Here is a 25,074-nt window from a genome sequence, read left to right as displayed (position 1 = left end):
GAGTTAGGCGCTTTCGCTTGCTAACTCGAGGTGGCGTATATTACGCTTTCCTCTTTCAGAGTCAACCCTAATTTTCAGGATTTTTTCTCTGCGACCCCCCGGATACTCTGTGAAGTTGTTCACATGTTCCGTGTCGATGGAGGCGCATTATAGGGAGCCGGTTCAGAATGACAAGCGATAATATGCATTTTTTATCTGACCGCTCACTATTCATTCGTAACGCCTATTAAACCCGCTTTTTGATGGCTGCCGGCAGGTCCGCCAGGCTATTTAGCACCCAATCGGCCAGCTGCTCGCCCTGCTCCGTCACCGGCTTACCGGTACGCACCAGCACTTTGGTGCCGACGCCGGCTGCGATCGCCGCCTGCATATCTTCCGGTTTATCACCCACCATATAAGAAGCGGCCATATCGATGTTCAATTCCTGCTGCGCTTGTAGCAGCATGCCCGGCTGCGGTTTACGGCAGTCACACACCTGACGATACTCTTCTATTACTGCCTCCGGATGGTGCGGGCAGAAATAGATGCCGTCGAAGTCGACGTCGCGATCGGCCAGCGACCAGTCCATCCACTCGGTCAGGTACATAAATTGGTCTTCGCTGAACTTGCCGCGCGCAATACCGGACTGGTTGGTCACCATCACCAACGCGAAGCCCATCTTTTTGAGTTCGCGACAGGCGTCAATCACGCCGTCAATAAAGTGGAAGTTGTCGATTTCATGGACATAGCCATGGTCAACGTTAATCGTACCGTCACGATCGAGAAAAATTGCTGGAACGCTTTGTGTCACCGCTTTGCTCCTGAGGGCCTGTATACGCTGACAGTATCGCATGTTTTGCCCCGCACTGAGAACGCCGGAGAACGTCGTTGGCCGTTGACTTAGACGTCTAGACGCCTTAACATCTGATCCATACCTTGGTTCCACGCCGAGGTTTACTTTTATCTAGCCACGGGCAACCACGCTAAAATAAGAAGAATATGATTAAACTTTCTAACATCACTAAAGTGTTCCAGCAGGGTTCGCGCACTATTACCGCGCTCTCTGACGTGACCCTTCACGTCCCTGCCGGGCAAATCTATGGCGTTATCGGGTCTTCCGGTGCCGGCAAAAGCACGCTGATCCGCTGCGCCAACATGCTGGAGCGCCCAACGTCCGGCCAGGTCCTGGTCGATGGTCAGGATCTGACTTCGCTGTCGGAAAGCGAACTGACGCGCGCCCGTCGCCAAATCGGCATGATCTTCCAGCACTTCAACCTGCTCTCTTCCCGCACGGTGTTCGGCAACGTGGCGCTGCCGCTGGAGCTGGACAATACGCCGCGCGCCGAGATCAAAAAGCGCGTGACCGAACTGCTGGAGCTGGTCGGCCTGGCGGACAAGCACGACGCCTACCCGGCCAACCTGTCCGGCGGCCAGAAACAGCGCGTGGCGATCGCCCGTGCGCTGGCCAGCAATCCCAAAGTGCTGCTGTGCGACGAAGCCACCAGCGCGTTGGATCCGGCCACCACCCGTTCCATCCTGGAACTGCTGAAAGACATCAACCGCCGTCTGGGCCTGACCATTCTGCTCATCACCCACGAAATGGACGTGGTGAAACGCATCTGCGACCAGGTCGCGGTCATCAGCCAGGGGCAACTGATCGAAAAAGACAGCGTCAGCGAAGTGTTCTCACACCCGAAAACCCCGCTGGCCCAGCAGTTCATTCAGTCCACGCTGCATCTGGATATCCCGGACGACTACGCCGTGCGCCTGTCGCCGGAACGTCAGGGCGACCGCCAGCCGCTGCTGCGCCTGGAATTCACCGGCCAGTCGGTCGATGCGCCGCTGCTGTCTGAAGCCGCTCGCCGCTTCAACGTGAACAACAACATTATCAGCGCCCAGATGGATTATGCCGGCGGCGTGAAATTCGGCGTGATGCTGGCGGAGCTGCACGGCAGCGACGAAGACGCGCTGGCGACGATTAAGTTCCTGCAAGAAAATCAGGTAAAAGTAGAGGTTCTGGGTTATGTCTGAGGCAATGATGTGGTTGATGGCGCGTGGCGTGTGGGAAACCGTCATGATGACCTTTGTCTCCGGCTTCTTCGGTTTCGTGCTCGGCCTGCCGGTCGGCGTGCTGCTGTATGTCACCCGCCCGGGGCAAATCATCGCCAACAACTCGCTGTATAAAATCCTGTCCGGGCTGGTGAACATCTTCCGTTCCATCCCGTTCATTATCCTGCTGGTTTGGATGATTCCGTTTACCCGCATGATCGTCGGCACCTCTATCGGTCTGCAGGCGGCCATCGTGCCGTTGACCGTGGGTGCCGCACCGTTCATCGCGCGCATGGTGGAAAATGCCCTGCTGGAGATCCCGTCCGGTCTGGTGGAAGCGGCGCGCGCCATGGGTGCCACGCCGATGCAGATCATCAAGAAAGTGTTGCTGCCGGAAGCCCTGCCGGGCCTGGTCAACGCCGCAACCATCACGCTGATCACCCTGGTGGGCTACTCCGCCATGGGCGGCGCGGTCGGCGCCGGTGGTCTGGGCCAAATCGGTTACCAATACGGTTATATCGGTTATAACGCCACAGTGATGAATACCGTATTAGTATTACTGGTAGTTTTGGTTTATCTGATCCAGTTCTGCGGCGATCGCATCGTCAAAGCCGTTACCCATAAATAGTTTCACAGCATGTTAATGCGAGTCTAATGAGGAAGGGATATGTCGTTAAAATTTAAATCCATCGCGGCAATTGGCGCACTGATCGGTACTCTGGCTCTGGCGGGCTGTGGCCAGGATGAAAAGAATCCAAACCACATCAAGGTCGGTGTGATCGTCGGCGCTGAGCAGCAAGTAGCTGAAGTCGCTCAGAAAGTGGCGAAAGAGAAATACGGTCTGGACGTTGAGCTGGTGACCTTCAACGACTACGTGTTGCCTAACGAAGCGCTGAGCAAAGGCGATATCGATCTGAACGCCTTCCAGCACAAGCCATACCTGGATCAGCAAATCAAAGATCGCGGTTACAAGCTGGTGCCGGTCGGCAGCACCTTTGTTTACCCGATTGCCGGTTACTCCAAGAAAATCAAATCGCTGGACGAACTGAAAGACGGCTCTCAGATCGCACTGCCTAACGATCCGACCAACCTGGGCCGTTCGCTGCTGCTGCTGCAGAAAGTCGGCCTGATCAAACTGAAAGACGGCGTTGGCCTGCTGCCGACCGTGCTGGACGTGACCGAGAACCCGAAAAACCTGAAGCTGGTTGAGCTGGAAGCGCCTCAGCTGCCACGTTCCCTGGATGATCAGCAGATCGCGCTGGCGGTAATCAACACCACTTACGCCAGCCAGATCGGCCTGACGCCGGCGAAAGACGGTCTGTTCGTGGAAGACAAAGACTCGCCTTACGTCAACCTGCTGGTTGCGCGCGAAGATAACAAAGATGCGGAAAACGTGAAGAAATTCGTGCAGGCCTATCAGTCTGACGAAGTCGACGCCGCCGCCAACAAAATCTTCAACGGTGGTGCGGTGAAAGGCTGGTAAGCGCTTATTCGCCAATTTTATTCCTATAATTGCAAGACGGGCCAAGGCCCGTCTTGTTATTTCCGCCATAGATTGCTTCAATAGCGCCACTTTCATTAAGGCAGAGGAATCTCAATGCGTGTTTTACCTCTCTGTTTGTTAGCGCTCGCGCTGGCCGGATGTTCATCGCAACGTATCGCGCCGTCCTCAACAAACAGCACCAGCAAGCCGACCACCACCAGCCCGGCCAAGACCACGCCGGCCGCCCGCCCTGCTCCGGTAAAACTGTACAAAAGTGCAGAAGAGCTCGTGGGCAAACCGTTCCGCGATCTGGGTGAAGTGTCCGGCGAATCGTGCCAAACCACCGTACAAGACTCCCCACCGAATCTGGCCACCGCCCGTAAGCGCATGCAAATCCGCGCGTCTTACATGAAGGCCAACGCCGTGCTACTGCACGACTGCCAGATTGTCAGCGGCGTCGCCGGTTGTTACCAGCAGGCCGTCTGCCAGGGCTCGGCGCTTAACGTCTCGTCCAAATGACCGAATTCGTTTTCGAGCAGATCGGCGTGATCCGCTCGCCGTATAAAGAAAAATTCGCCGTTCCCCGCCAGCCGGGGCTGGTCGAAGACGGTGGTGGCGAACTGCTGCTGCTGCCGCCCTACAACCAGGCGGAGGCGGTACGCGGCCTCAGCGATTTCAGCCATCTGTGGGTGATGTTCATTTTCCATCAAACCCTGGAAGGCGGCTGGCGGCCGACGGTGCGACCGCCGCGTTTAGGCGGCAATGCCCGCATGGGCGTGTTCGCCACCCGCTCCACCTTCCGCCCCAACCCGCTCGGCATGTCCCTGATCGAACTGAAAGGCGTGCGGGTAAAAAACGGCGAAGTGGTGCTGGAGCTGGGCAGCCTCGATCTGGTCGACGGCACCCCGGTGGTGGACATCAAGCCTTATCTGCCGTTCGCCGAGAGCCAGCCGCAGGCCCGCGCCGGTTTTGCCCAGGCCGCGCCCACCGGCGACATGCCGGTGCGCTTCGCGCCACAGGCCGAACAGCAGCTGCAGCAACATCAGGCGCGTTACCCGCAATTAAGGCGTTTTATCAGCCAGGTGCTAGCGCAAGACCCCCGTCCCGCCTATCGTAAAGGAGAGGACGTCGAACGGGATTACGCCGTCTGGCTGTTGGATTTCAACGTGCGCTGGCGCGTCGTGGACGGTCATACCGAAGTGTTGGCGCTCGACCCGCGTTAAAATTCCGCCGCCTCTCTTTTGGCGACCCGCTCGCGCTGGTAAACTAAACCACTTTTGTCACTTTTGGCCGCCACTCTGGCAGCCCGATGCAATTTGCAGTTCTAACGGAACCAAAACACCATGCGTACTAGCCAATATCTGCTCTCCACTCTGAAGGAGACACCTGCCGACGCCGAAGTGATCAGCCACCAGCTGATGCTGCGCGCCGGGATGATCCGCAAGCTGGCCTCCGGTCTTTACACCTGGCTGCCGACCGGCCTGCGCGTTCTGAAAAAGGTTGAAAACATCGTTCGCGAAGAAATGAACAATGCTAATGCGATCGAAGTGTCTATGCCGGTGGTTCAGCCTGCCGACCTGTGGCAGGAAAGCGGCCGTTGGGAGCAATACGGCCCCGAGCTGCTGCGCTTTGTCGACCGCGGCGACCGTCCGTTCGTGCTGGGCCCGACGCATGAAGAAGTGATCACCGATCTGATCCGCAACGAGATCAGCTCGTACAAACAGCTGCCGCTGAACTTCTTCCAGATCCAGACCAAGTTCCGCGATGAAGTGCGCCCGCGTTTCGGCGTGATGCGTTCCCGTGAGTTCCTGATGAAGGATGCCTACTCCTTCCATACCTCACAGGAGTCTCTGCAGGAGACTTACGACGCGATGTACGAAGCGTACAGCAAAATCTTTAGCCGCATGGGCCTGGATTTCCGCCCGGTGCAGGCCGATACCGGCTCGATCGGCGGCAGCGCCTCGCACGAATTCCAGGTGCTGGCAGACAGCGGTGAAGACGATATCGTGTTCTCCACCGGTTCCGACTTCGCCGCCAACATCGAGCTGGCGGAAGCGGTCGCACCGGCGGCTCCACGCGCGGCGGCCGGCGAAGAATTGCGCCTGGTGGATACGCCAAACGCCAAAACCATCGTTGAGCTGGTCGAGCAGTTCCAGTTACCGGTGGAAAAAACCGTGAAGACGCTGATGGTGCGCGCCACCGAAGAGAGCGGCCACAAGCTGGTTGCCCTGCTGGTGCGCGGCGATCACGAGCTGAACGAAATCAAGGCCGAGAAGCTGGCGCAGGTTGCCGCGCCGCTGACCTTCGCCACCGAAGAAGAAATTCGCGCCATCGTCGGCGCCGGCCCGGGTTCACTCGGCCCGGTCAACCTGCCGATGCCGGTGGTTGCTGACCGCAGCGTAGCGGCGATGAGCGACTTTGGCGCCGGTGCCAACGTTGACGGCAAACACTACTTCGGCATCAACTGGGAGCGCGACTTGCCGCTGCCACAGGTGGCCGATATCCGTAACGTGGTGGAAGGCGACGCCAGCCCGGACGGTCAGGGCACGCTGCTGATCAAACGCGGCATCGAAGTGGGCCATATCTTCCAGCTCGGCACCAAGTACTCGGAAGCGATGAAAGCGACCGTGCAGGGCGAAGACGGCCGCAACCAGGTGCTGACCATGGGTTGCTACGGCATCGGGGTTACGCGCGTCGTGGCCGCCGCCATCGAGCAGAACCATGACGAACGCGGCATCATCTGGCCGGACGCCATCGCGCCGTTCCAGGTAGCGATCCTGCCGATGAACATGCACAAGTCGTTCCGCGTGCAGGCGCTGGCCGAAGAGCTGTACAACACCCTGCGCTCCCACGGCATCGACGTGATCCTCGATGACCGCAAAGAGCGTCCGGGCGTGATGTTCGCGGATATGGAGCTGATCGGCGTGCCGCACTCTATCGTTATCGGCGACCGCAACCTCGACAACGAAGAGATCGAGTACAAGAACCGCCGCGTCGGCGAGAAGCAAATGATCAAAACCGGCGAAATCGTTGATTTCCTGCTGGGCCAGATCAAACGCTAAGCGACGAACGTCAGAAAATAAAAAACCCGCTCAGGCGGGTTTTTTTATATCCGAAATTGCTTATTTGCTGCTGCAGTTCTTGCTGCGGTCGAACGCGATTTTACCGTCCGGCACCAGCGCTTTTTCGGTCAGACCTTCCTCCATCGACGGCTGCACGCTGAAGTGCGCGCTGAACGTCAGGAATACCGGCTCGCCGGCGGTCTTATATGCTTTGGCGTAACCTTGCTCCAGCGCGATGTTGTTGTCTACCGGGAAGGTTTTGCCGGTCGCGCAGTCCTTGAAGACGGCCGCGTCCGCCATATAGGTGTAGCTGCCTTTCAACGTCATCGGCGTTTTAGGCAACGGCTTCTCAACCGGATCCAGGCGGTAATTCAGCTTGGACTCGATCGGCACGCCGCTGCGATCCAGCATTTCCAGGCTCTTGCCCACCGGGCGGAAGTAGCGTTTTTCGCCGTTGCTGTCGGTCAGCACCAGTTTATCCGCCGTGCGCGCCCATTTACCGTAATCGGCAAAGGTCTGATCGCCGTCTTTGGTGCCGCGATAGGTTTCCTGCAGCACGAAGGTGCCGTCCTCATCCAGGAACAGCGCCGTATCCAGACCGCCGCAATCGGCGCAAGGCAACACCCCTTGATAGCTCTGCGGCATCGGCTGCAGCGGTTGTTCCTTCGGTTGATAATGATTGTTGCATCCCAACAACGAGAGTGCGCCTGCCGCGAGGAACAGGGCTACCGTAATTTTTTTCACAGTTATTCTCCTACTGTGTTCATGTATTCCTAAGTGCGAACCTTGCCACGCAGCGCCTTGGTGGCGCCTTTACGCGCCTTGCCTTCCAGGCGACGCAGTTTGGCCCCTTTCGTGGGCTTGGTCGCCTTGCGCGTTTTTTCCACCACCATCGCCTGCCGAATCAGCGCGGCCAGCCTGGCCAACGCCGCTTCGCGATTCAATTCCTGGCTGCGATACTCTTGCGCCTTGATAATCACCACGCCATCAGCGGTAATAAGATGATGATTCAGCGCCAGCAGCCGTTCCTTATAATACTCTGGCAGGCTGGATGCCCGGATGTCAAAGCGCAAATGGATCGCCGTTGAGGTTTTGTTCACGTGCTGGCCGCCCGCGCCCTGCGCGCGGATCGCCGTCAATTCCAGCTCATTATCCGGTATGGCTACGTTTCTTGACAGTTCAAGCACCGGTCACACCTGTGCCTGCTGCCACTCGGCAAACTGGATTTCCAGACTATTCTGAGCATCGGACAGCCAAATAGTTCCCTCTTGCAACGTCGCCTGCAGCGTCATGGTGCGACTGGCCAATGCCGTCAGGCGCGCCAGCTGTTCGTCGTCGAGGAAACGCACGCTCAGGTTCTTGTGGCCGGCCACCTTGCCCTGCATTCCCTGCCACCATACGTGCGCGGCGCGCTCGCCGTAAGCGTACAGCACCACGCGCGGTGACTGGTTGCAGGCCTTGCGAATACGCTTCTCGTCGGGCAATCCCATCTCGATCCACATTTCCAGGCCGTTGTGGTCGTTGCGCTGCCAGATCTCCGGCTCATCGTCGGCGCTCAGCCCTTTGGTGAACACCAACCGCTCGTTGGCATGGCAGATCCAGGCCAACAAACGCAGCATCATACGCTGCTCGTTTTCGGACGGGTGTTGCGCCAGCGTCAGCGTGGCGTCGTGGTAGAAGTGACGATCCATATCAGCGATATTGACCGCGGCTTTATAAATGGTTGCTTTCAGCGCCATGGGTGACCTCGTTATTATCCGGCGACAGTGTACTTGATCAGTGCCGAACGCCGCCAGCGCAGCCCGGCCCGGCGCAGAACGAAAGGCGTGCCAGGGTGCTGATAACTCCATAACAGCTGTGCTATAGTCGTCTAGGATAGGATAAAACTCCGAGAGCCTGCGCCTCATCGCGAGAGCGGTCTTGATGATGCAGAGGTTCTTAAGGGAGGAAACTGTGCAACAATACTGTGAGTTAGTACGCCGTACTTACGCCGAGATTGGCAGTGGAGATCTTGGCTACGTGCCTGATGCGCTGGCTTGTGCGTTAAAGGCATTGGACGATGTCGCAGCGAACGACGCGCTACCGTCCTCCGTTAGGGAACAGGCGGCCTTTGCCGCCGCTAACTTATTGGTGAGCGACTATGTTGATGAATGATGAGTACCAACCCATCAATTGCGATGACTACGACAACCTGGAACTCGCCTGTCAGCATAAACTTATTCTGAAGCTGGAGTTACGCGACGGAGAAGTGATCGAGGCCAAGGCGATCGACCTGCTGCAAAAGAAACGCGTTGAGTATCTGACCATCGAACAGAACGGCCAACAGCGCGACCTGCGCCTTGACCATATCAGCAGTTTCAGTCATCCGGAAATCGGTACCGTGGTCGTCAGTCTGTCGGACTGAGCAGCGGTAACCCCATCCCAACAGGGCAGCCCAACGGCTGCCCTCGTCATTTAAGGCTTCAGGCTGGCGTAAAAGGCCGCCAGATCGGCGATATCGTCATCCGACAGCCCCGACACATAGGCCTTCATCACCTCAGCCTGGCCGCCGTTGCGCTCCCCTTTCTTATACGCCTGCAGCGCGTGCTGCAGGTACATGGCGTTCTGCCCGGCCAGATTCGGGTACATCGGCACCGTCACCTTGCCCTGCGCGCCGTGGCACGCCGCGCAGGCGGCGGCTTTCGCCTGGCCGGCGGCCGCATCCCCCGCCGCCAACGCCGGCAGGCTGAACAGGCCGGTGGCCAACAGCGTGATCCCCACAAACTTCATCATTGCTCCTCGCTATTATGATTTTTTTCCCAGCGCAGCCGCCACGGGCGTTCGCCTTCCGGCACCTGCCCCGCTTCACAGACGAATACGCCCAGCGCGGCGATCAGCTGCTCATCATAATAAATCAACGGGATGCGTTCACGCTGCCAGGGCGGAATACCCAGCTCCTGCCACAGTTTTTTTATCGGCCGCGAATGGGCGCGCCCCACGATGCGCACCACACCCTGCACGCCGCCGAACCGAACGCTGACCTGTTGCGATGGCTGCGGTGCGCGCAGCACCAGCTCGCCCTCACCGGGAATCAACTGCCCCAGCCCGTCCGGCAACGTCAGCGGCTGGTCAGGCTGCCAGGGCAGATGCACATCGCGCAGCGCCGCCAGCGGCGGCAACAGGTGCAACCGGCCGCGGAAACGGCGAATCTGATAGGCGCCGAGCTGCAGCTGCGGTTCGGCATCCTCCCGGCTGAGCGCCACCTCTTCCCACAGGCGCTGAAGCTGCTCACGCGCCGGCATAGTGACGTTAAACAATGCGATCCAGCGCCGCAGCAAGGCGAAGCGCCGCACCGGCGAACAGTCCGTCAGGCCGTCAATCGCCAATGAGCGATCCGCCGCCAACAGGCTTTGCAGCGGTTCCGCCAGCAGTTCGTCCAGCAGTTGCTCCTGCTCGGCGCACAGGCCGGCGCTGCGCGACACCGCCGAGGCGAAGTGCGGCCAGCGTTGATTAAGCTGCGGCAGCACCTGCAAGCGCAGGAAATTGCGATCGAAGCGCGTGTCCTGATTGCTGTCGTCATCTATCCAGGTTAAGGCGTGGCGTTGCGCGTAGCTTTCCAGCGTCTGACGCGAACAACCCAACAGCGGCCGCAACAGCAGGTGCTCGCCCAACGCCGCGCGTGCCGCCATCGCCGACAGCCCCGCCGGCCCGCTGCCGCGCTTGAGCGCCAACAGGAAGGTTTCGCTTTGATCGTCGAGGTGTTGAGCGGTGAGCAGCGCTTCGCCCTCCGTCAGCGCGGCGCTGAAGACGGTATAGCGCGCCGCACGCGCCGCCGCTTCGATACCGCCCTGGCGGGCGTCCACCTGCACGTGCGTCACCGTCAGCGGGATCTGCCAGTCGGCACAGCGGCTGCGGCAATGCTCAACCCAGCGGTCGGCAAAGGCGCTCAGGCCGTGATGCACGTGCAGCGCACGCAGCTGCAGCGCCGGACGCTGGCGGCGCAAGGCCGCCAGCACATGCAGCAGTACGCTGGAATCCAGGCCGCCGCTGAACGCCACCAGCAGCCGCTGCTGCGCGCCCAACTGGTCTGCCACCCGCGTCGTTAATTGATCAGTATTCATCGGTAGGCTTTGTCACTTCTACATAGCTGCACGTTAACCCCGCCTACCGTCATCAATCAAGCATTAACCGTCCGGGCCTGGCGCCGCGTCAGCAACCACCAGCCGCCCAGCACCGCGATCACAGCCAGCGCGCATCCGGCCGCTCCCCAGCCGATCTGAGCGAAAATGCGGCCATACGCCTGCATCGCCGCCCCCTCGATGTGATCCTCGGCGGTCTGATTGGCGATAATGCCCGCCAGGTAGTTGGCGATCGAGCCGGTCGCCAGCATATAGATACCGGTCAGCACGCCGGTGGCGCCGGGGATATTCAGCCGGGTGATCTGCGCCATCGCCACCGGATCGATAAACAGTTCGGCGAAGCCCATCACCGCCAGGCCGGCGATCATCAGCCCCATCGATCCCGGCCCGTGCAGCCGCGTATTGAGCGCCATCAGCGTAAAGCCGACGCCGATCAACAGCAGACCGAAGGCGAACTTGCACCAGATGCGCAGCGTGCGATCGCCCGTGCCGTCGCCGCTCGCCAGCCATGCCAGCGCCACGCCGCCCAGCATCACCGCGCAGGCGTTAACCGACTGGAACAGCGCGGTCGGCACCGTCCAGCCGAACCAGCGCCGATCGACGAAGTGATCGATAAACAGGCTGATGGAGCTGCCGCCCTGCTGGGCGAAAGCCCAGAACAGCGTGCCCAGCAGCATCAGCACAACGATCTGCCACAGCCCCCGGCGCTGGCCGGCGTCCGCACGCAGCATAATGCGCGCCACCAGCACCACCGCCGCCACGCATACCAGCCCGAGCAAATAGCCGGCCCAGTCGTGCACAAACAGCAGCGTGAAGAACAGCGGCGATGCCAGCAGCGCCGCCAACAGCCAACCCCAGTGCGGCAAACCCAGGCTTTTGGCACGCATCAGCGGTGCATTCACGCCGCGGGTATGGCGGAAGTGGCGCCCGCCGAGCAGGAAGATCGCCAGGCCGGCGAACATGCCGATCCCGGCCAACGCAAAGCCGACGTGCCAGCCATAGCGCTCGGCCGCCAACCCGCAGGCGATCGGCGCCAAAATGGAACCGACGTTGCCAGCGGCGTACAGCAGCGAGAAGCCCCCTTCGCGGCGCGAGTCCTGCGCCGGATACAGCTCGCCCAGCAGGCAGCTGATATTGGATTTGAACAGGCCGTAGCCGCAGATGATGATGGCCAGCGCCAGATAGAGCGACTGGGCGGAGACCGCACTCAGGCCGAGCACGATATGCCCCAGCGTCATCAGCGCCGCGCCGGCAATCACCGCGACGCGATTGCCCAGCAGGCGGTCGGCGAGCCAGCCGCCCAAAATAGGAGTGACATAAACTAACGAAGCGTAAGCGCTGTAGAGATCGATGGCGTGGCTGTCGGTATAGCCGAGTTGGTGGGTCAGATAGAGAATCAGTAACGCACGCATGCCGTAAAAGCTGAAATATTCCCAAATTTGTATGGCTACGACATAGTAGATTGCGCGCGGCTGTGAGGGTGTTTTCATGGAGGTCTCCCATCAGTCGGTGAACGACAAAGGGGAAGCGCGAGCGCCTCCCCTGTTATTGGCTGCGGTTATTTCGCCTTCAGCACTTTCACCCGATAACGTCCGTCGGCCTGACGATAGGCGCCGTGAATGTCGGTTTCAAAGCCCGGATAATGCGCGCCGATTTCGCACAGCATCTGCAGGAACTCCAGCACCGGCCGGCTCTCCTCGGTCAGCATTTCGCCCGGCATCACCAGCGGCACGCCCGGTGGGTATGGGAGGATCATATTGGCGTTGACCTTGCCGACCATCTCTTCCAGATAGACTTCTTCCACTTCGCCGTGCAGCTCTTTCTGGAACGCCTGGTACGGGTTCATCACCATGGTTGGCAGCACTTCGAACGCGCGATACATCAGGTCCGGCAGGTTGTGTTGCTCCACCAGGCGGTGAATGTTCTGCGCCAGATCCTGAATGCGCATGTTTTCATAGAAATCAGGCGCTTCCTGATACAGCGAAGGCAGCATGTTTTTCACCCGCAGGTTCAGATCGAACGAGCGTTTGAAGTCGGTCATCGCGCGCAGCAGGCTGAGCGCCTTGGTTTTGTCGATGCCGATGCTGAACAGGAACAGCAGGTTGTACGGCCCGGTTTTCTCGACGATGATGCCGCGTTCGTCGAGGTATTTCGCCACGATGCTGGCCGGGATCCCGAACGGCTGCATCTCGCCTTCCTTGCTCATCCCCGGCGTCAGAATGGTGACCTTGATCGGGTCGAGATACATGTGTTCGTTATCGATGTTCTTGAAGCCGTGCCAGGCGCTGTCGGAACGCAGCGGCCAGCATTCCGGCTCATCGATATGCTCCGGCTGCCAGACGTCGAAGAACCAGCCGTCGGATTCGACTTTCAGGCGTTTGATCTCTTTGCGGAACTTGATCGCGCGCTCGATAGAGCCGTTGATCAGGCGCTTGCCGGCGTTGCCTTTCATCATCGCCGCAGCGGTTTCGGTCGACGCCACGATGCCATAGTGCGGCGAGGTGGTGGTGTGCATCATGTAGGCTTCGTTGAAGGTCTCTTCGTTGATGTCGCCCTTCACGTGAATCATCGAAGCCTGCGAGAAGGCCGCCAGCAGTTTGTGGGTGGACTGGGTTTCATAGATTACTTTGCCCTCCACGCGGCCGCCGCTCATGCCGCACTTGCCTTTATAGATCGGGTGGAAGTTGGTGTAAGGCACCCAGGCGGAATCGAAGTGGATAGATTTCACGTCCAGGGTGTTCTTGATAAAGTCGGTGTTGTACAGCAAGCCGTCATAGGTGGAGTTGGTGATCACCGCGTGCACCGGCCAGGTGGCGTTCGGGGTCTCCTTCACGCGTTTGGCGATGGTGGCGCGCTGGAACTCGCTCTGCGGAATACCGCCGAGGATGCCATAGGCGTTGCGGGTCGGACGGAAGTAGATCGGCGTGATGTCGCTCATCATCATCAGGTGAGTCAGCGACTTGTGGCAGTTACGGTCAATCAGCACCGTGCTGCCCGCCGGCGCCGAGTACATGCCGACGATCTTGTTGGCAGTGGAGGTGCCGTTGGTCACCATATAGCTGCGTTCGGCGTTGAATACGCGGGAAATGTACTCTTCCGCCTCTTTGTGCGGGCCGGAGTGATCCAGCAACGATCCCAGTTCGGACACCGAAATCGAGATATCCGACTTCATGGTGTTCGGGCCAAAGAAATCGTAGAAGATACTGCCCACCGGACTTTTCTGGAACGCGGTACCGCCCATGTGGCCCGGCGTACAGAAGGTGTATTTGCCTTCGCGCACGTATTTGAACAGCGCCTTGGTCAACGGCGGCAGGATGGTGTCGATATACTCGTCGGTATTCTGTTTGATCTTGGCGGCGATGTCGGTTGCCGCGCCGAGCGCATATTCGAAGAAGCGCACCTGCATGCGCAGATCGTTCAGGCTGACGTCCAGCGTCGAATAGGTGTTGGCGAACGCGTACAGCGGCATGTACTCGTTCAGCTGGCTGATCTCTTCGCACAGCTCCAGGTTGTATTTGTCCCAGTCGAAGATCACCCCGCACAGACGGGCGTTGTTCTCGATCAATTTCAGCAGGTCTTCGCGATCGTTAGGGTAAACGATGCGGAAATCCAGACTTTCCAGCGCCTGATGCAGTTCACGGATAGGCTCTTCTTTGAAGTAGACACCCATGTGATTCATGATGGCGATAACGTTCATATGCATTTCTCCTGGCAAAGCAAGCCCCTTCCCGTCGCGGCTGACAGGTCGGAAAGAAAGGGGCTGGGTAAATTCAGTCGGTCAGCGGACGCGAATCAGTGCGCTTTGGCCGTGGTGTTTTCATCGACCGCCGCTGCGTTGGCAGCCTGGCGGGTATTCATTTTCCGGGCGTAGAACATCAGGATAATCAGGCTGATGATAAAGGTGCCGGACAGTTCGAATGAGTTGGCGCCCATCAGCGCGATGAAGCAGAAGCCGCAGCCGCACACCGAAGCGATCAGGCTCAGCAGGTTGCGCACGTTGACCCCTTCGAAGCGGATCAGGTCTACGCAGGAGTAGAAGTAAGGCAGCATGGTCAGCAGCACCGCGATGCCGGTCAGCTCGCCGAACAGGTCGGACGCTTTACCGCCGGCGGAGCTCATCAGGGTGATCAGCACCATCAGCGCGGTCATTTTGCAACCGGCCAGCAGCAGGCCTTTCTTCGGAATGCCGTTTTTATCCAGCTCGCCGTACACTTTCGGGAAGTTGCCGTCGTTGGCGGCACGGACCCCGGCCTGGCCAACCAGCATCATCCACGAACCCAGTGACGTCAGGCAGGCGAAGGCGGTGAAGGCGGAAACCATCGGTGCGGCCCAGTTGCCCATAATCGCCGAGGCGCTGATGGCGAACGGCGCGCCGCTGGCGGCCATTTCAGACGCCGGGAACATACCGCTGATCACCTGGGTGGCAGCGATGTAGATAATGCCCGCCAGGCCGGTGCCGAGCATGGTTGCCAGCGGCACGGTGCGTTTCGGGTTTTTCACCATGCCGGTGCTGACCGCCGCGGATTCCACGCCGATAAACGCCCACAGGCACAGCAGGATACTTTTGATGACCGCATGGCTGTCGGTGGTGCCGGAGGTATTCCAGTTAGCCTGATAGGTGGCGACGTCAAACCAGTGCCAGCCGACGGTGGCCGTCACGATCACCGGGATCAGCACCAGCACCAGGCCCAGGGTGGTCAAACGGCTGACCCAGGTTCCGCCCAGCATGTTGACGAAGGTGAAGACCCACACGATGGCGATACAGGCGATGCCGGCAGGTACCGGGTTGTTCAGCGCCGGGAAGAAGGTGGAAAGATAAGAAACGGCGGTAATGCCGATGGCCAGGTTACCGATCCAGTTGGCATGGTAATAAAGCACGCCGGTCTGGAAACCGAAGGCCGGGGAAATTTCACCCGCGTAGGCGATAGGGCCGCCCTGCTGCGGGTTTTTGGTGGCGAGGCGGGCATACACATAGGCCAGCGACATCGCCCCGATAATCGAGATCACCCATCCCCAGATGGCGATAGATCCGAGACTCGCCAGGTTGGCGGGCAATAAGGCAATCCCGCTCCCCATCATATTACCGGCGACGACGCCGGTGCAGGCAATAAGCCCTATTTTCTTGGGTGAAGCCATGGTCAGTTTCTCCTGATTTACGTTTCTTATAAGCCACACCCATAAATAAAAGATTTTAATGAGCCGGCTTGATAGTCAGGATGCTAACCATCGGGGGGAATAAAGTCCTAAAGATAAAGTGAGATTACGCTCATGATCATACAAATGATAACCTGAGGTTTTTCATTAACACATCAAGATAAAAAGGTAAGCTAAAGAAAAGATAAACATCATTTAAAAACAACAACATGACAAGGTTAATGACGCATAACAAACGGCAAAAAAGAAATAATATCGCGCAGCAAAATAATACATTCACGCAACATGCCTTCACCAATAAATAACGCCGCCATGATTCCCGGAGAATAATGGCGGCGTGATATCGGTTAATTATTGGCGCTGATAGTTATTTAAATAAGGCACCACGTTGGTCAATGACGTTTGGAATACGCCATTGGTGATCCAATGCAATGTGTCTTCGCCGGGGCGAAGATTAAATGCGGTAATATAAGAATCCGCCGCCAAATGGTTCTGCCCCTGCATTTCATACACCTTGCCCAGCAGCACATAATTCAGCCACGACATTTGCAATTCAATCCCCAGATCGATCGCCCGGTGCGCCTCGTCAATGCGCCCCTGCGTCAATGCATCTACCGCCAGAACTTGCTGCATGATTGGCGTGTTTTTCAATTCGGGGATCGTCGCCAGATGGCTGATATCGGCGCGCAATTGCGCCAGGGCCTGGCTGTCGAACGGTTGATAAGAATTACGCAGCAGATCCACCAGCGCCTTTTCGGCCAGCAGGTAATGGAAGTTCGGCGCGCTTTTAATCAGCTCGCTCAGCTGGGCGCTGGCGCGGGTCAACGAATCGGCGTCGCCGTGGATCAGCAACTGGTGCGTCTGGTAGAAACGCTGCAGCAACGGCCCGTTGTCGGGCAGCAGCTGCGCCAGGCGCTGCTCCAGCTGTGGCGGCCAGGGCTGCTTCAGCGCAGCGGACAGGCTGGAAAGGAAGTCGGTCTGGATCTTCAGCTGGTTATCGGCGGTAATAAAGTAACGCTTGTCCAGCATGACTGAGCTGTCGGCGTTATCCACCAGCCGCACGGACAGGAAACACTGCTGGGCGCGGTAGTGGCGCTGATTGACGAACTCGATATACAGCGACTTGCCCGAGTTGCTGGGGCCGGAATAGTTGTAGTTGGTCTGGTCGTGTACCAGGAAGGTCGAGTAGGTGTTCAGCGAATCGGTGATCAGCTCGCTGACGCCCACCACATAAGAGAGCTGCGGCATCCAGTTGCTGCAGCTCTCGCCGCCCTGGATGCGAATATCGATATCGCGCGGGTTGAGCAGCACCGGCATGGTGGATACCGGCACGCGCTGCGACAGCGTGGCGATGCCGACAAACGCCACGCAGACGCTGAGCGCCGCCAGAAACGCCAACCACACCCAGAAGGTCGAGCGGCGATAAAAACGCGGCTTCTTTTCGCCGGGCGCAGCAGGCGGTGCGCTTGCCCGCCGCGGCGGTACGTACGGCGTCTCGTCTTCCTCGCTGCCGTCTTCCGGCTCATGCATGATCACCGCGATCTGCGGCGCCTGTGCGGGAGCGGGTTGCGTCTCCCCTTCTTCACACCAGATCACCGACGTCGCCAGCTTATACCCGCGCTTGGGCACGGTGATAATGTATTCCGGGCTGTCGCTGTCACCGTCTTTCAGGTATTTGCGCAGCTCTGAAATACATTGGGTCACCACATGGTTGGTGACGATATTGCGCTTCCAGACGTTGTCGATCAGCTCGTCGCGGCTCAGCACCACGTCGGGATGCCGGGCGAAATAGCACAGCATGTCGATCAGGCGCGGTTCCAGCGTTTTTTGGCGTCCGTCGCGGCTGATGGTGTTGTCGGCAGGGGTAACCAGCCACTCCCCGACGCGAAAAGCAGGCTCTTGCATGGCGGAAATAACTCTGTAGGCATGTAGGGCAAGGGCGCGATCATAGCATAACCGCCCCCGGCTGTGGCCGCCGGGAGGCGATTAAGCCGTTAACTCTCGTATAATTCTAACGGTAAACCATCGGGATCGCTGAAAAAGGTAAAACGAGATTGGGTATAAGGATCGACGCGTACCGGTTCGCAGGCGACGCCGGCCGCCTGCAGATGGGCGATGGCCTGGCCAATGTCGTCAACGCTGAACGCCAGATGGCGCAGGCCGCAGGCCTCCGGGCGGCTGACGCGGGCCGGCGGCGAAGGGAAAGAAAACAGCTCGATAGTGTATTGCCCGTTGAGCGCCAGGTCGGCTTTCCAGGAGCCGCGCTCCTCGCGGTAGACTTCGCTCAGCAGGGTAAATCCGAGAACGTCGCAGTAAAAATGCTTACTGGCGGCGTAGTCCGCGCCAATGATCGCGATATGGTGTACCTGACGTAACGCCAGCATGGCGGCCTCTCCTGTTCGGTCTGATGAGGCAAGGTATCCGGCGGCGGCGATGCCGTCAATGAGAACGCCCGGCATATCTTCCAAACCGCCGGGCGTGTTATGCATTACGGCTGCGGGGCCTTCAACACCTTCACCAGATAGCGTCCGTCCTCCGTCAGTTTGGCGCCGTGAATGTCGGTTTCAAAACCGGGATAGCGTTCGCCGATCGAGCACAGCATCAGCAGAAAGTCGAGCACTGCCCGGCTCTCTTCGGTGATCATTTCCCCCGGCATCACCAGCGGCACGCCCGGCGGATACGGCAGGATCATATTGGCCGCCACCTTGCCCACCAGCTGATCCAACTCACAGGTTTCCACGTTGCCGCGCACCTGCTCCTGGAACATCTGGTGCGGCGTCAGCTTCATTTCCGGCAGCACGTCGAACGCCCGCTGCATCAGGCGCGGCAGATCGTGCTGGCAGATCAGGCGGTGAATGCCGGCGGCCAGATCCTGAATGCGCATGTTGCGGTAGAAATCCGGATCCTCGGCGTACAGATCCGGCAGCATGTTCTTCACCCGCAGGTTGAGATCGTAGGCGCGCTTGAAATCGGTCAGGCCGCGCAGCAGGCTCATCGCCTTGGTTTTGTCGATGCCGATGCTAAACAGGAACAGCAGATTGTACGGCCCGGTCTTCTCCACCACAATGCCGCGCTCGTCGAGGTACTTCGCCACCAGCGCCGCCGGGATCCCCTCCTCCTCCAACGTGCCCAGCTCGTTCATGCCCGGCGTCAGGATCGTCACCTTGATCGGATCGAGGTACATGTGATCGCGATCGGTCTGGCCAAAACCGTGCCAGTTGTCGTCCGGATCCAATGGCCAGCATTGCGCCTCATCGATCTCTTCCGGCTGCCAAATGTCGAAGAACCAACTGTCGCTCTCCTCGCGCAGCCGCTGCACTTCACGGCGAAAATGCAGCGCACGCTCCACCGAACGGTTGATCAAGCGGCGCCCCGGGTTGCCGCGCAGCATGGCGGCGGCGGTCTCCATCGATGCCACGATGCCATAGTGCGGCGAAGTGGTGGTATGCATCATGTAGGCTTCGTTGAAGGTGCTCTCGTCGTAGTCGCCCTTGATATGAATCATCGAAGCCTGCGAGAAGGCCGCCAACAGCTTGTGCGTCGACTGGGTTTCGTAGAAAACCTTACCGGGCACCCGCTCGCCGCTCATGCCGCTTTTGCCGTCGTAAATCGGATGGAAGTTGGTGTAAGGCACCCAGGCAGAGTCGAAGTGGATCGATGGCACCTCCAGCATCTGCTTGATGTAGTCGGTGTTGTACAGCAGGCCGTCATAGGTGGAATTGGTGATCACCGCATGCACCGGCCAGGTGGCGTTCTCGGTCTCCTGCACCCGGGCGGCGATGCTTTCGCGGGTAAACTCGCGCTGCGGAATGCCGCCGAGGATGCCGTAGGCGTTGCGCAGCGGGCGCAGATAGATCGGCACGATATCGCTCATCATCAGCAGGTGACACAGCGATTTGTGGCAGTTGCGGTCGATCAGCACCGTGCTGCCGGCCGGCGCCGAATACATGCCGACGATCTTGTTGGCGGTGGAGGTGCCGTTGGTGACCAGATAGCTCTGCTCGGCGTTGAAGGTGCGCGCGATATACTCTTCGGCCTCCAGGTGCGGCCCGGTGTGATCCAGCAGCGAACCAAGCTCGGTAACCGAAATCGAGATGTCGGCCTTCAGGGTATTGGCGCCGAAGAAATCGTAGAACAGGCAGCCCACCGGGCTTTTTTGAAACGCGGTGCCGGCCATGTGGCCCGGCGTGCAGAAGGTGTACTTCCCTTCGCGCACATAGTTGAATAACGCCTTGGTCAGCGGCGGCGTAATGGTGTCGATGTATTCCGCGGTGTACTGCTGGATGCGCTGCGCGATATCGTCCGCCGCATTCAGGCCATACTCGAAGAAATAGAGCACCATGCGCATTTCATGCAGGCTGACGTCGAAGGTGGAGTGAGTATTGATAAAGGCGTACAGCGGCAGGTATTCGTTCAGCTCGTTGATCTCGCTGCACAGCTCCAGGCTGTAGTCGTCCCAGTCGAAGATCACCCCGCAGATGCGGGCGTTGGCTTCAATCAGCTTCAGCAGGTCGCCGCTGTTTTTGGGGTACACCAGCTGGAATCCCATGGCGGCCAGCGCCGCGTGGAGCTCGCGGATCGGCTCATCTTTATAGTAGACGCCCGTCGGGCCCATGATGGCGATGATATTCATCGGCAGCTCCTGTCAGTTAACGGCCAAGTCTCTATAACACCACGAAAATCCGGCGGTGTGTAGCCAAAAAAAAACCGCCCGAAGGCGGTTTCTTGCAGCGAAGCGCAGAACTCAGCAGTAGCCGTAGTTCATCAGACGCTGGTAGCGGCGGTTGAGCAACTCTTCGTCGTTCAGACCGTCCAGATCTTTCAGATCGGCCAGCAGCTGCGCTTTCAGCGCGGCCGCCATCGCCGGCACGTCACGGTGCGCGGAACCCAGCGGCTCCGGGATCACCGAGTCGATCAGCTTCAGCTCTTTCAGGCGCGGCGCGGTGATGCCCATCGCTTCTGCGGCCAGCGGCGCCTTGTCGGCGCTCTTCCACAGGATGGAAGCACAGCCTTCCGGCGAAATCACCGAGTAGGTGCTGTACTGCAGCATGTTCACCTTATCGCCCACGCCGATCGCCAGCGCGCCGCCGGAGCCGCCTTCGCCGATGACGGTGCAGATGACCGGTACGTTCAGACGCGACATCTCACGCAGGTTGCGCGCGATGGCTTCGGACTGGCCGCGCTCTTCCGCGCCCACGCCCGGATACGCGCCTGGGGTATCGATAAAGGTGATGATCGGCATCTTGAAGCGCGCGGCCATTTCCATCAGGCGCAAAGCCTTGCGGTAGCCTTCCGGCGCCGGCATGCCGAAGTTGCGGCGGATCTTCTCTTTGGTTTCACGGCCTTTCTGGTGCCCGATGATCATCACCGGGCGGCCATCCAGGCGCGCAATACCGCCGACGATCGCTTTGTCGTCGGCGTAAGCGCGATCGCCCGCCAACTCTTCGAAGTCGGTAAAGATGTGTTTGATATAATCCAGGGTATAAGGACGGCGCGGGTGGCGTGCCAATTGGGCAATCTGCCAAGCCCCAAGATCGGCAAAAATCTTGCGCGTCAGCTCAACGCTCTTTTCACGCAGGCGCTGAACCTCTTCGTCCAGATTAATATCTAATTTTTCGTCTTGACGGCTGACTGCAGTCAGCGAGTCAATTTTCGCTTCCAGCTCTGCAATCGGCTGTTCAAAATCAAGAAAATTCAGACTCATAGCATTCCTATTTTAGTCAAATTCCAAGTCCACCTGCTCATTGCCTACCAACGTCCGCAAGTCGATCAACAAGCGGTCGGTGGGCGTCACGCGCCAGGTTGCGCCAAAACGCAGCTTGGCTCGCGCATCTTCCCGTTGATAGTAGAGATGCACTGGAATCGTCCCCGATCGATGGGGTTCCAACGACTGACGGAGACGGTTCAAAAGCTGGTCATCAATTTGCCTGTCAGTCAGCGAGATAGCAAGCCCGCGAGCGTATTTTTCCCGGGCTTCACTGATGTCCATTACCTCGCGGGCCATCATTTTAAGCCCGCCGCTAAAGTCATCAAAGCTGACCTGTCCACTGGCGATAAGGATACGGTCTTTTTCCAACAAATGCTGGTATTTTTCTAACGCTTCGGTGAATAACATCACTTCCAGGCGGCCCGAACGGTCATCCAATGTACAGATACCGATGCGGTTGCCGCGCTTGGTCACCATCACCCGCGCGGCGACCACCAGCCCGACGGCGGTGGTCATTTTGCCCCGATCCGTCGGGTGCATGTCTTTCAAACGCTGGCCACCGGCGTAACGTTCGATTTCCTTCAGGTACTGGGTGATCGGGTGGCCGGTCAGGTACAGCCCCAGCGTCTCCCGTTCACCGTCCAGCACCACCTGCTCCGGCCAAGGGGCGATATTGGCGTAGGACTGCTCCACCTGCTCCGGCGCCTCCGCCAGCACGCCGAACATATCTACCTGGCCGATAGCTTCGGCTTTCGCATGCTGATCCGCCGCTTTCAACGCGTCGCCGAGCGAATTCATCAGCGCGGCGCGGTGCGGCCCGAGGCGATCGAACGCGCCGGACATGATCAGCTTTTCCAGAATGCGGCGGTTCAGTTTCTTGATGTCGGAGCGCGCACAGAGATCGAACAGGTCTTTGAAGTAACCCTGTTCGCCGCTGTTGCGCGCCTCGATGATGGCCTCGATCGGCCCTTCCCCCACGCCTTTGATGGCGCCGATGCCGTAAACGATCTCGCCGTCGTCGTTGACGTGGAAGTGATACAGGCCGCTGTTGATATCCGGCGGCAGGATCTTCAGCCCCATGCGCCAGCATTCGTCCACCAGCCCCACCACTTTGTCGGTGTTGTCCATATCGGCGGTCATCACCGCCGCCATAAACTCGGCCGGATAGTGCGCCTTCAGCCACAGCGTCTGATACGACACCAGCGCATAGGCGGCGGAGTGCGATTTGTTAAAGCCGTAACCGGCGAACTTCTCTACCAGGTCGAAGATTTTCACCGACAGTTCGCCGTCGATGCCGCGTGATTTTGCGCCGTCTTCAAAGCCGCCGCGCTGCTTGGCCATTTCGACCGGGTTCTTTTTACCCATCGCACGGCGCAGCATGTCCGCGCCGCCCAGGGTATAGCCGGCCAACACCTGGGCAATCTGCATCACCTGTTCCTGATACAAGATGATGCCGTAGGTCGGTTCCAGCACCGGCTTGAGCGACTCGTGCTGCCACTGGATATCCGGGTAGGAGATCTCTTCGCGGCCGTGCTTGCGGTCGATGAAGTTATCCACCATGCCCGACTGCAGCGGCCCCGGGCGGAACAGCGCCACCAGTGCGATCATGTCTTCGAAGCAGTCGGGCTTCAGACGTTTGATCAGGTCTTTCATGCCGCGCGATTCAAGCTGGAACACCGCCGTGGTTTCCGAGCGCTGCAGCATGTCGAAGCTTTTCTTGTCGTCGAGCGGAATGGCGGCGATATCGATCGGTTCCAGCCCGGTCTTGGCGCGCCGGGCGTTGATCATCTCCAGCGCCCAGTCGATGATGGTCAGGGTACGCAGACCGAGGAAGTCGAACTTCACCAGCCCAGCGTATTCCACATCGTTCTTGTCGAACTGGGTCACCGGATGGTGCCCTTCGGCGTCGCAGTACAGCGGCGCGAAGTCGGTGATTTTGGTCGGCGCGATCACCACGCCCCCGGCGTGTTTACCGGCGTTACGCGTCACCCCTTCCAGCTTGCGCGCCATGTCGATCAGCGCCTTGACCTCTTCGTCGGCCTCGTAAATTTCCGGCAGCTGCGGTTCGGCGGCGAAGGCTTTTTCCAGCGTCATGCCCGGATCCGGCGGCACCAGCTTGGAGATGCGATCAACGAAGCCGTACGGATGCCCCAGCACGCGGCCCACGTCGCGGATAACCGCTTTCGCCGCCATGGTACCGAAGGTGATGATCTGCGATACCGCTTCGCGGCCGTACATCTCCGCCACGTGCTCAATTACCTGGTCGCGCTTCTCCATGCAGAAATCGACGTCGAAGTCGGGCATCGAGACACGTTCCGGGTTCAGGAAGCGTTCGAACAGCAGGTCGAATTCCAACGGATCGAGGTCGGTGATTTTCAACGCATAGGCCACCAGCGAACCGGCACCGGAGCCGCGCCCCGGCCCCACCGGCACGTTGTTGTCCTTCGACCACTGAATAAACTCCATCACGATCAGGAAGTAGCCGGGGAACCCCATCTGGTTGATCACCTTCAGCTCGACGTCCAGACGCTCGTCGTATTCCGGGCGGCGCTGCGCGCGCACTTCAGGATCGGGGAACAGGAACTCGAGACGCTCTTCCAGCCCCTCTTTCGATTTGAGTACCAGGAAGTCCTCGGTGCTCATGTCGCCGGTCGGGAACTGCGGCAGGAAGTATTCGCCGAGGCGAATGGTGACGTTGCAGCGCTTGGCGATCTCGACGCTGTTCAGCAGCGCTTCGGGGATGTCGGCGAACAGCTCGCACATCTCGTCTTCGCTGCGCATGTATTGCTGCGGGCTGTAGTTGCGCGGCCGCTTGGGATCGTCCAGCGTAAAACCGTCGTGGATGGCGACGCGAATCTCATGGGCGTCGAAGTCGTCTTCCACCAGGAAGCGTACGTCGTTGGTGGCCACCACCGGCAAACCGCGTTCGGTGGCCAGCGCCACCGCCGCATGCAGGTAGTTCTCTTCGTCCGGGCGGCCGGTGCGGATCAGTTCCAGGTAGTAACAGTCCGGGAAGTGCTGCTGGTAGAAGTCCAGACACTGATCCACCTGCGCCTGGTTGCCGCGCAGCAGAAACTTGCCGACGTCGCCCTGACGCGCGCCGGAGAGCAGAATCAGCCCTTCACGATGTTCAATCAGCCAGTCGCGATCGATGGTCGGGCCGGCGGCCCCGTAGCCACGCTGATAGGCGCGGGAAATCAGCAGCGTCAGGTTCTGGTAGCCTTCGTTGTTGCTGGCCAGCACCGTCAGCTGAGCCAGCTCGTCGCCCAGCTCTTCGCTTTGCACATGAAAATCCGCGCCGATGATCGGTTTGATCCCGGCGCCGTGCGCGCTGCCGTAGAACTTCACCAACCCGCACAGGTTGGTGAAATCGGTGATTGCCAGAGCAGGCATGGCTAACGCGGCGGCTCTTTTCACCAGCGGCGCCGTCTTGGCCAATCCATCAATCATGGAGTAGTCACTGTGGACGCGCAGGTGAATAAAACGAGGTTCGGCCATCTCCAGATACCTGATTGAAGGGGC

General features: G+C 59.2%; 22 protein-coding genes. 8 read left to right on the top strand and 14 right to left on the bottom strand.

The annotated features are described in order from the left end of the window. Window positions 1–226 precede the first annotated feature (226 nt). Window positions 227–790 carry a D-glycero-beta-D-manno-heptose 1,7-bisphosphate 7-phosphatase gene (gene gmhB, locus AWX27_RS14350; RefSeq protein ID WP_038874480.1) on the bottom strand — a complete coding sequence of 188 codons (564 nt, stop codon included), beginning with the start codon at window positions 788–790 and terminating at the stop codon, window positions 227–229. Window positions 791–978: 188 nt separating this feature from the next. On the opposite strand from gmhB, the gene metN reads away from it, so the two are divergent. The 6 genes from metN to proS all read left to right on the top strand — a co-directional run bounded on the left by metN (window position 979) and on the right by proS (window position 6,573). After that, window positions 979–2,010, top strand: a complete 1,032-nt coding sequence (gene metN, locus AWX27_RS14345; protein WP_043139948.1) for a methionine ABC transporter ATP-binding protein MetN — start codon at window positions 979–981, stop codon at window positions 2,008–2,010. Next, window positions 2,003–2,656 (top strand): methionine ABC transporter permease MetI, encoded by a 654-nt coding sequence (locus AWX27_RS14340; protein WP_004932010.1) that lies wholly within the window; start codon window positions 2,003–2,005, stop codon window positions 2,654–2,656. The genes metN and AWX27_RS14340 overlap by 8 nt, the downstream gene beginning before the upstream one ends. Before the next feature lie 39 nt (window positions 2,657–2,695). Then, window positions 2,696–3,511 carry a MetQ/NlpA family lipoprotein gene (locus AWX27_RS14335; RefSeq protein ID WP_041036453.1) on the top strand — a complete coding sequence of 272 codons (816 nt, stop codon included), beginning with the start codon at window positions 2,696–2,698 and terminating at the stop codon, window positions 3,509–3,511. A 114-nt stretch (window positions 3,512–3,625) separates the two neighbouring features. Continuing rightward, the gene (gene rcsF / locus AWX27_RS14330) at window positions 3,626–4,030 is read left to right on the top strand and encodes an Rcs stress response system protein RcsF (protein WP_033649823.1); all 405 of its coding nucleotides are present in this window, start codon (window positions 3,626–3,628) and stop codon (window positions 4,028–4,030) included. After that, window positions 4,027–4,734 (top strand): tRNA (N6-threonylcarbamoyladenosine(37)-N6)-methyltransferase TrmO, encoded by a 708-nt coding sequence (tsaA, locus tag AWX27_RS14325; RefSeq protein WP_041036456.1) that lies wholly within the window; start codon window positions 4,027–4,029, stop codon window positions 4,732–4,734. Before rcsF ends, tsaA begins: the two co-directional genes overlap by 4 nt. 120 nt (window positions 4,735–4,854) lie before the next feature. Next, the gene (gene proS / locus AWX27_RS14320; protein ID WP_041036458.1) at window positions 4,855–6,573 is read left to right on the top strand and encodes a proline--tRNA ligase; all 1,719 of its coding nucleotides are present in this window, start codon (window positions 4,855–4,857) and stop codon (window positions 6,571–6,573) included. A gap of 60 nt (window positions 6,574–6,633) precedes the next feature. Here proS and nlpE read toward each other — a convergent pair whose 3' ends face one another. From nlpE to AWX27_RS14305, 3 genes are read right to left on the bottom strand one after another with little or no spacing between them, the layout of a single operon-like run. Continuing rightward, window positions 6,634–7,317 carry an envelope stress response activation lipoprotein NlpE gene (gene nlpE / locus AWX27_RS14315; protein WP_033649820.1) on the bottom strand — a complete coding sequence of 228 codons (684 nt, stop codon included), beginning with the start codon at window positions 7,315–7,317 and terminating at the stop codon, window positions 6,634–6,636. 29 nt (window positions 7,318–7,346) lie between these two features. Next, entirely contained in the window at window positions 7,347–7,760 is a 414-nt protein-coding gene (gene arfB / locus AWX27_RS14310) for an alternative ribosome rescue aminoacyl-tRNA hydrolase ArfB (RefSeq protein WP_028127523.1), read from the bottom strand. Between the two features lie 3 nt (window positions 7,761–7,763). Beyond that, window positions 7,764–8,312 carry a YaeQ family protein gene (locus AWX27_RS14305; RefSeq protein WP_060423089.1) on the bottom strand — a complete coding sequence of 183 codons (549 nt, stop codon included), beginning with the start codon at window positions 8,310–8,312 and terminating at the stop codon, window positions 7,764–7,766. 214 nt (window positions 8,313–8,526) lie between these two features. On the opposite strand from AWX27_RS14305, the gene AWX27_RS14300 reads away from it, so the two are divergent. Both AWX27_RS14300 and rof read left to right on the top strand, forming a co-directional pair. Continuing rightward, window positions 8,527–8,727 (top strand): YaeP family protein, encoded by a 201-nt coding sequence (locus AWX27_RS14300; protein ID WP_004931993.1) that lies wholly within the window; start codon window positions 8,527–8,529, stop codon window positions 8,725–8,727. Next, entirely contained in the window at window positions 8,714–8,977 is a 264-nt protein-coding gene (gene rof, locus AWX27_RS14295) for a Rho-binding antiterminator (protein WP_004931991.1), read from the top strand. Before AWX27_RS14300 ends, rof begins: the two co-directional genes overlap by 14 nt. A 50-nt stretch (window positions 8,978–9,027) precedes the next feature. Here rof and AWX27_RS14290 read toward each other — a convergent pair whose 3' ends face one another. From AWX27_RS14290 to dnaE, 10 genes are all read right to left on the bottom strand, one after another. Further along, window positions 9,028–9,342, bottom strand: coding sequence for a c-type cytochrome (locus AWX27_RS14290; protein ID WP_033649818.1), 315 nt, complete (start codon window positions 9,340–9,342; stop codon window positions 9,028–9,030). Then, window positions 9,342–10,673, bottom strand: a complete 1,332-nt coding sequence (tilS, locus tag AWX27_RS14285) for a tRNA lysidine(34) synthetase TilS (RefSeq protein WP_060423086.1) — start codon at window positions 10,671–10,673, stop codon at window positions 9,342–9,344. Before tilS ends, AWX27_RS14290 begins: the two co-directional genes overlap by 1 nt. 56 nt (window positions 10,674–10,729) lie before the next feature. Beyond that, a complete protein-coding gene (gene dtpD, locus AWX27_RS14280) occupies window positions 10,730–12,181 on the bottom strand; it encodes a dipeptide permease DtpD (RefSeq protein ID WP_033635723.1) in 1,452 nt (483 codons plus the stop codon). 68 nt (window positions 12,182–12,249) lie between these two features. Next, complete coding sequence (gene cadA / locus AWX27_RS14275; RefSeq protein ID WP_033649815.1) at window positions 12,250–14,388, bottom strand: lysine decarboxylase CadA; 2,139 nt, start codon at window positions 14,386–14,388, stop codon at window positions 12,250–12,252. Between the two features lie 95 nt (window positions 14,389–14,483). Next, entirely contained in the window at window positions 14,484–15,827 is a 1,344-nt protein-coding gene (cadB, locus tag AWX27_RS14270) for a cadaverine/lysine antiporter (protein WP_060423084.1), read from the bottom strand. A 369-nt stretch (window positions 15,828–16,196) separates the two neighbouring features. Continuing rightward, the gene (gene cadC / locus AWX27_RS14265; protein ID WP_060423081.1) at window positions 16,197–17,750 is read right to left on the bottom strand and encodes a lysine decarboxylation/transport transcriptional activator CadC; all 1,554 of its coding nucleotides are present in this window, start codon (window positions 17,748–17,750) and stop codon (window positions 16,197–16,199) included. A gap of 89 nt (window positions 17,751–17,839) precedes the next feature. After that, window positions 17,840–18,229 (bottom strand): VOC family protein, encoded by a 390-nt coding sequence (locus tag AWX27_RS14260; RefSeq protein WP_060423077.1) that lies wholly within the window; start codon window positions 18,227–18,229, stop codon window positions 17,840–17,842. A 104-nt stretch (window positions 18,230–18,333) separates the two neighbouring features. Then, window positions 18,334–20,478, bottom strand: coding sequence for a lysine decarboxylase LdcC (locus tag AWX27_RS14255; protein WP_060423075.1), 2,145 nt, complete (start codon window positions 20,476–20,478; stop codon window positions 18,334–18,336). 111 nt (window positions 20,479–20,589) lie between these two features. After that, a complete protein-coding gene (accA, locus tag AWX27_RS14250) occupies window positions 20,590–21,549 on the bottom strand; it encodes an acetyl-CoA carboxylase carboxyl transferase subunit alpha (RefSeq protein ID WP_004931972.1) in 960 nt (319 codons plus the stop codon). A 12-nt stretch (window positions 21,550–21,561) separates the two neighbouring features. Then, the gene (gene dnaE, locus AWX27_RS14245; protein WP_019455764.1) at window positions 21,562–25,050 is read right to left on the bottom strand and encodes a DNA polymerase III subunit alpha; all 3,489 of its coding nucleotides are present in this window, start codon (window positions 25,048–25,050) and stop codon (window positions 21,562–21,564) included. Window positions 25,051–25,074: the final 24 nt, after the last annotated feature.

The sequence above is a fragment of the Serratia sp. 2880STDY5682894 genome, assembly GCF_001537385.1.
Lineage (GTDB): Bacteria > Pseudomonadota > Gammaproteobacteria > Enterobacterales > Enterobacteriaceae > Serratia > Serratia nevei.
Note: the sequence above shows the minus strand (reverse complement) of the source record. Positions and strands in the feature narration are given on the sequence as shown.

What these genes read in the sequence shown, in the direction of transcription:
- rof (WP_004931991.1), top strand. Translation starts at nt 8,714, where the DNA reads ATGTTGATGAATGATGAGTACCAACCCATCAATTGCGATGACTACGAC.
- AWX27_RS14255 (WP_060423075.1), bottom strand. Translation starts at nt 20,478, where the DNA reads ATGAATATCATCGCCATCATGGGCCCGACGGGCGTCTACTATAAAGAT.
- tsaA (WP_041036456.1), top strand. Translation starts at nt 4,027, where the DNA reads ATGACCGAATTCGTTTTCGAGCAGATCGGCGTGATCCGCTCGCCGTAT.
- AWX27_RS14290 (WP_033649818.1), bottom strand. Translation starts at nt 9,342, where the DNA reads ATGAAGTTTGTGGGGATCACGCTGTTGGCCACCGGCCTGTTCAGCCTG.
- cadC (WP_060423081.1), bottom strand. Translation starts at nt 17,750, where the DNA reads ATGCAAGAGCCTGCTTTTCGCGTCGGGGAGTGGCTGGTTACCCCTGCC.
- AWX27_RS14340 (WP_004932010.1), top strand. Translation starts at nt 2,003, where the DNA reads ATGTCTGAGGCAATGATGTGGTTGATGGCGCGTGGCGTGTGGGAAACC.
- cadA (WP_033649815.1), bottom strand. Translation starts at nt 14,388, where the DNA reads ATGAACGTTATCGCCATCATGAATCACATGGGTGTCTACTTCAAAGAA.
- dnaE (WP_019455764.1), bottom strand. Translation starts at nt 25,050, where the DNA reads ATGGCCGAACCTCGTTTTATTCACCTGCGCGTCCACAGTGACTACTCC.
- proS (WP_041036458.1), top strand. Translation starts at nt 4,855, where the DNA reads ATGCGTACTAGCCAATATCTGCTCTCCACTCTGAAGGAGACACCTGCC.
- dtpD (WP_033635723.1), bottom strand. Translation starts at nt 12,181, where the DNA reads ATGAAAACACCCTCACAGCCGCGCGCAATCTACTATGTCGTAGCCATA.
- cadB (WP_060423084.1), bottom strand. Translation starts at nt 15,827, where the DNA reads ATGGCTTCACCCAAGAAAATAGGGCTTATTGCCTGCACCGGCGTCGTC.
- rcsF (WP_033649823.1), top strand. Translation starts at nt 3,626, where the DNA reads ATGCGTGTTTTACCTCTCTGTTTGTTAGCGCTCGCGCTGGCCGGATGT.
- tilS (WP_060423086.1), bottom strand. Translation starts at nt 10,673, where the DNA reads ATGAATACTGATCAATTAACGACGCGGGTGGCAGACCAGTTGGGCGCG.
- AWX27_RS14260 (WP_060423077.1), bottom strand. Translation starts at nt 18,229, where the DNA reads ATGCTGGCGTTACGTCAGGTACACCATATCGCGATCATTGGCGCGGAC.
- accA (WP_004931972.1), bottom strand. Translation starts at nt 21,549, where the DNA reads ATGAGTCTGAATTTTCTTGATTTTGAACAGCCGATTGCAGAGCTGGAA.
- AWX27_RS14305 (WP_060423089.1), bottom strand. Translation starts at nt 8,312, where the DNA reads ATGGCGCTGAAAGCAACCATTTATAAAGCCGCGGTCAATATCGCTGAT.
- metN (WP_043139948.1), top strand. Translation starts at nt 979, where the DNA reads ATGATTAAACTTTCTAACATCACTAAAGTGTTCCAGCAGGGTTCGCGC.
- AWX27_RS14335 (WP_041036453.1), top strand. Translation starts at nt 2,696, where the DNA reads ATGTCGTTAAAATTTAAATCCATCGCGGCAATTGGCGCACTGATCGGT.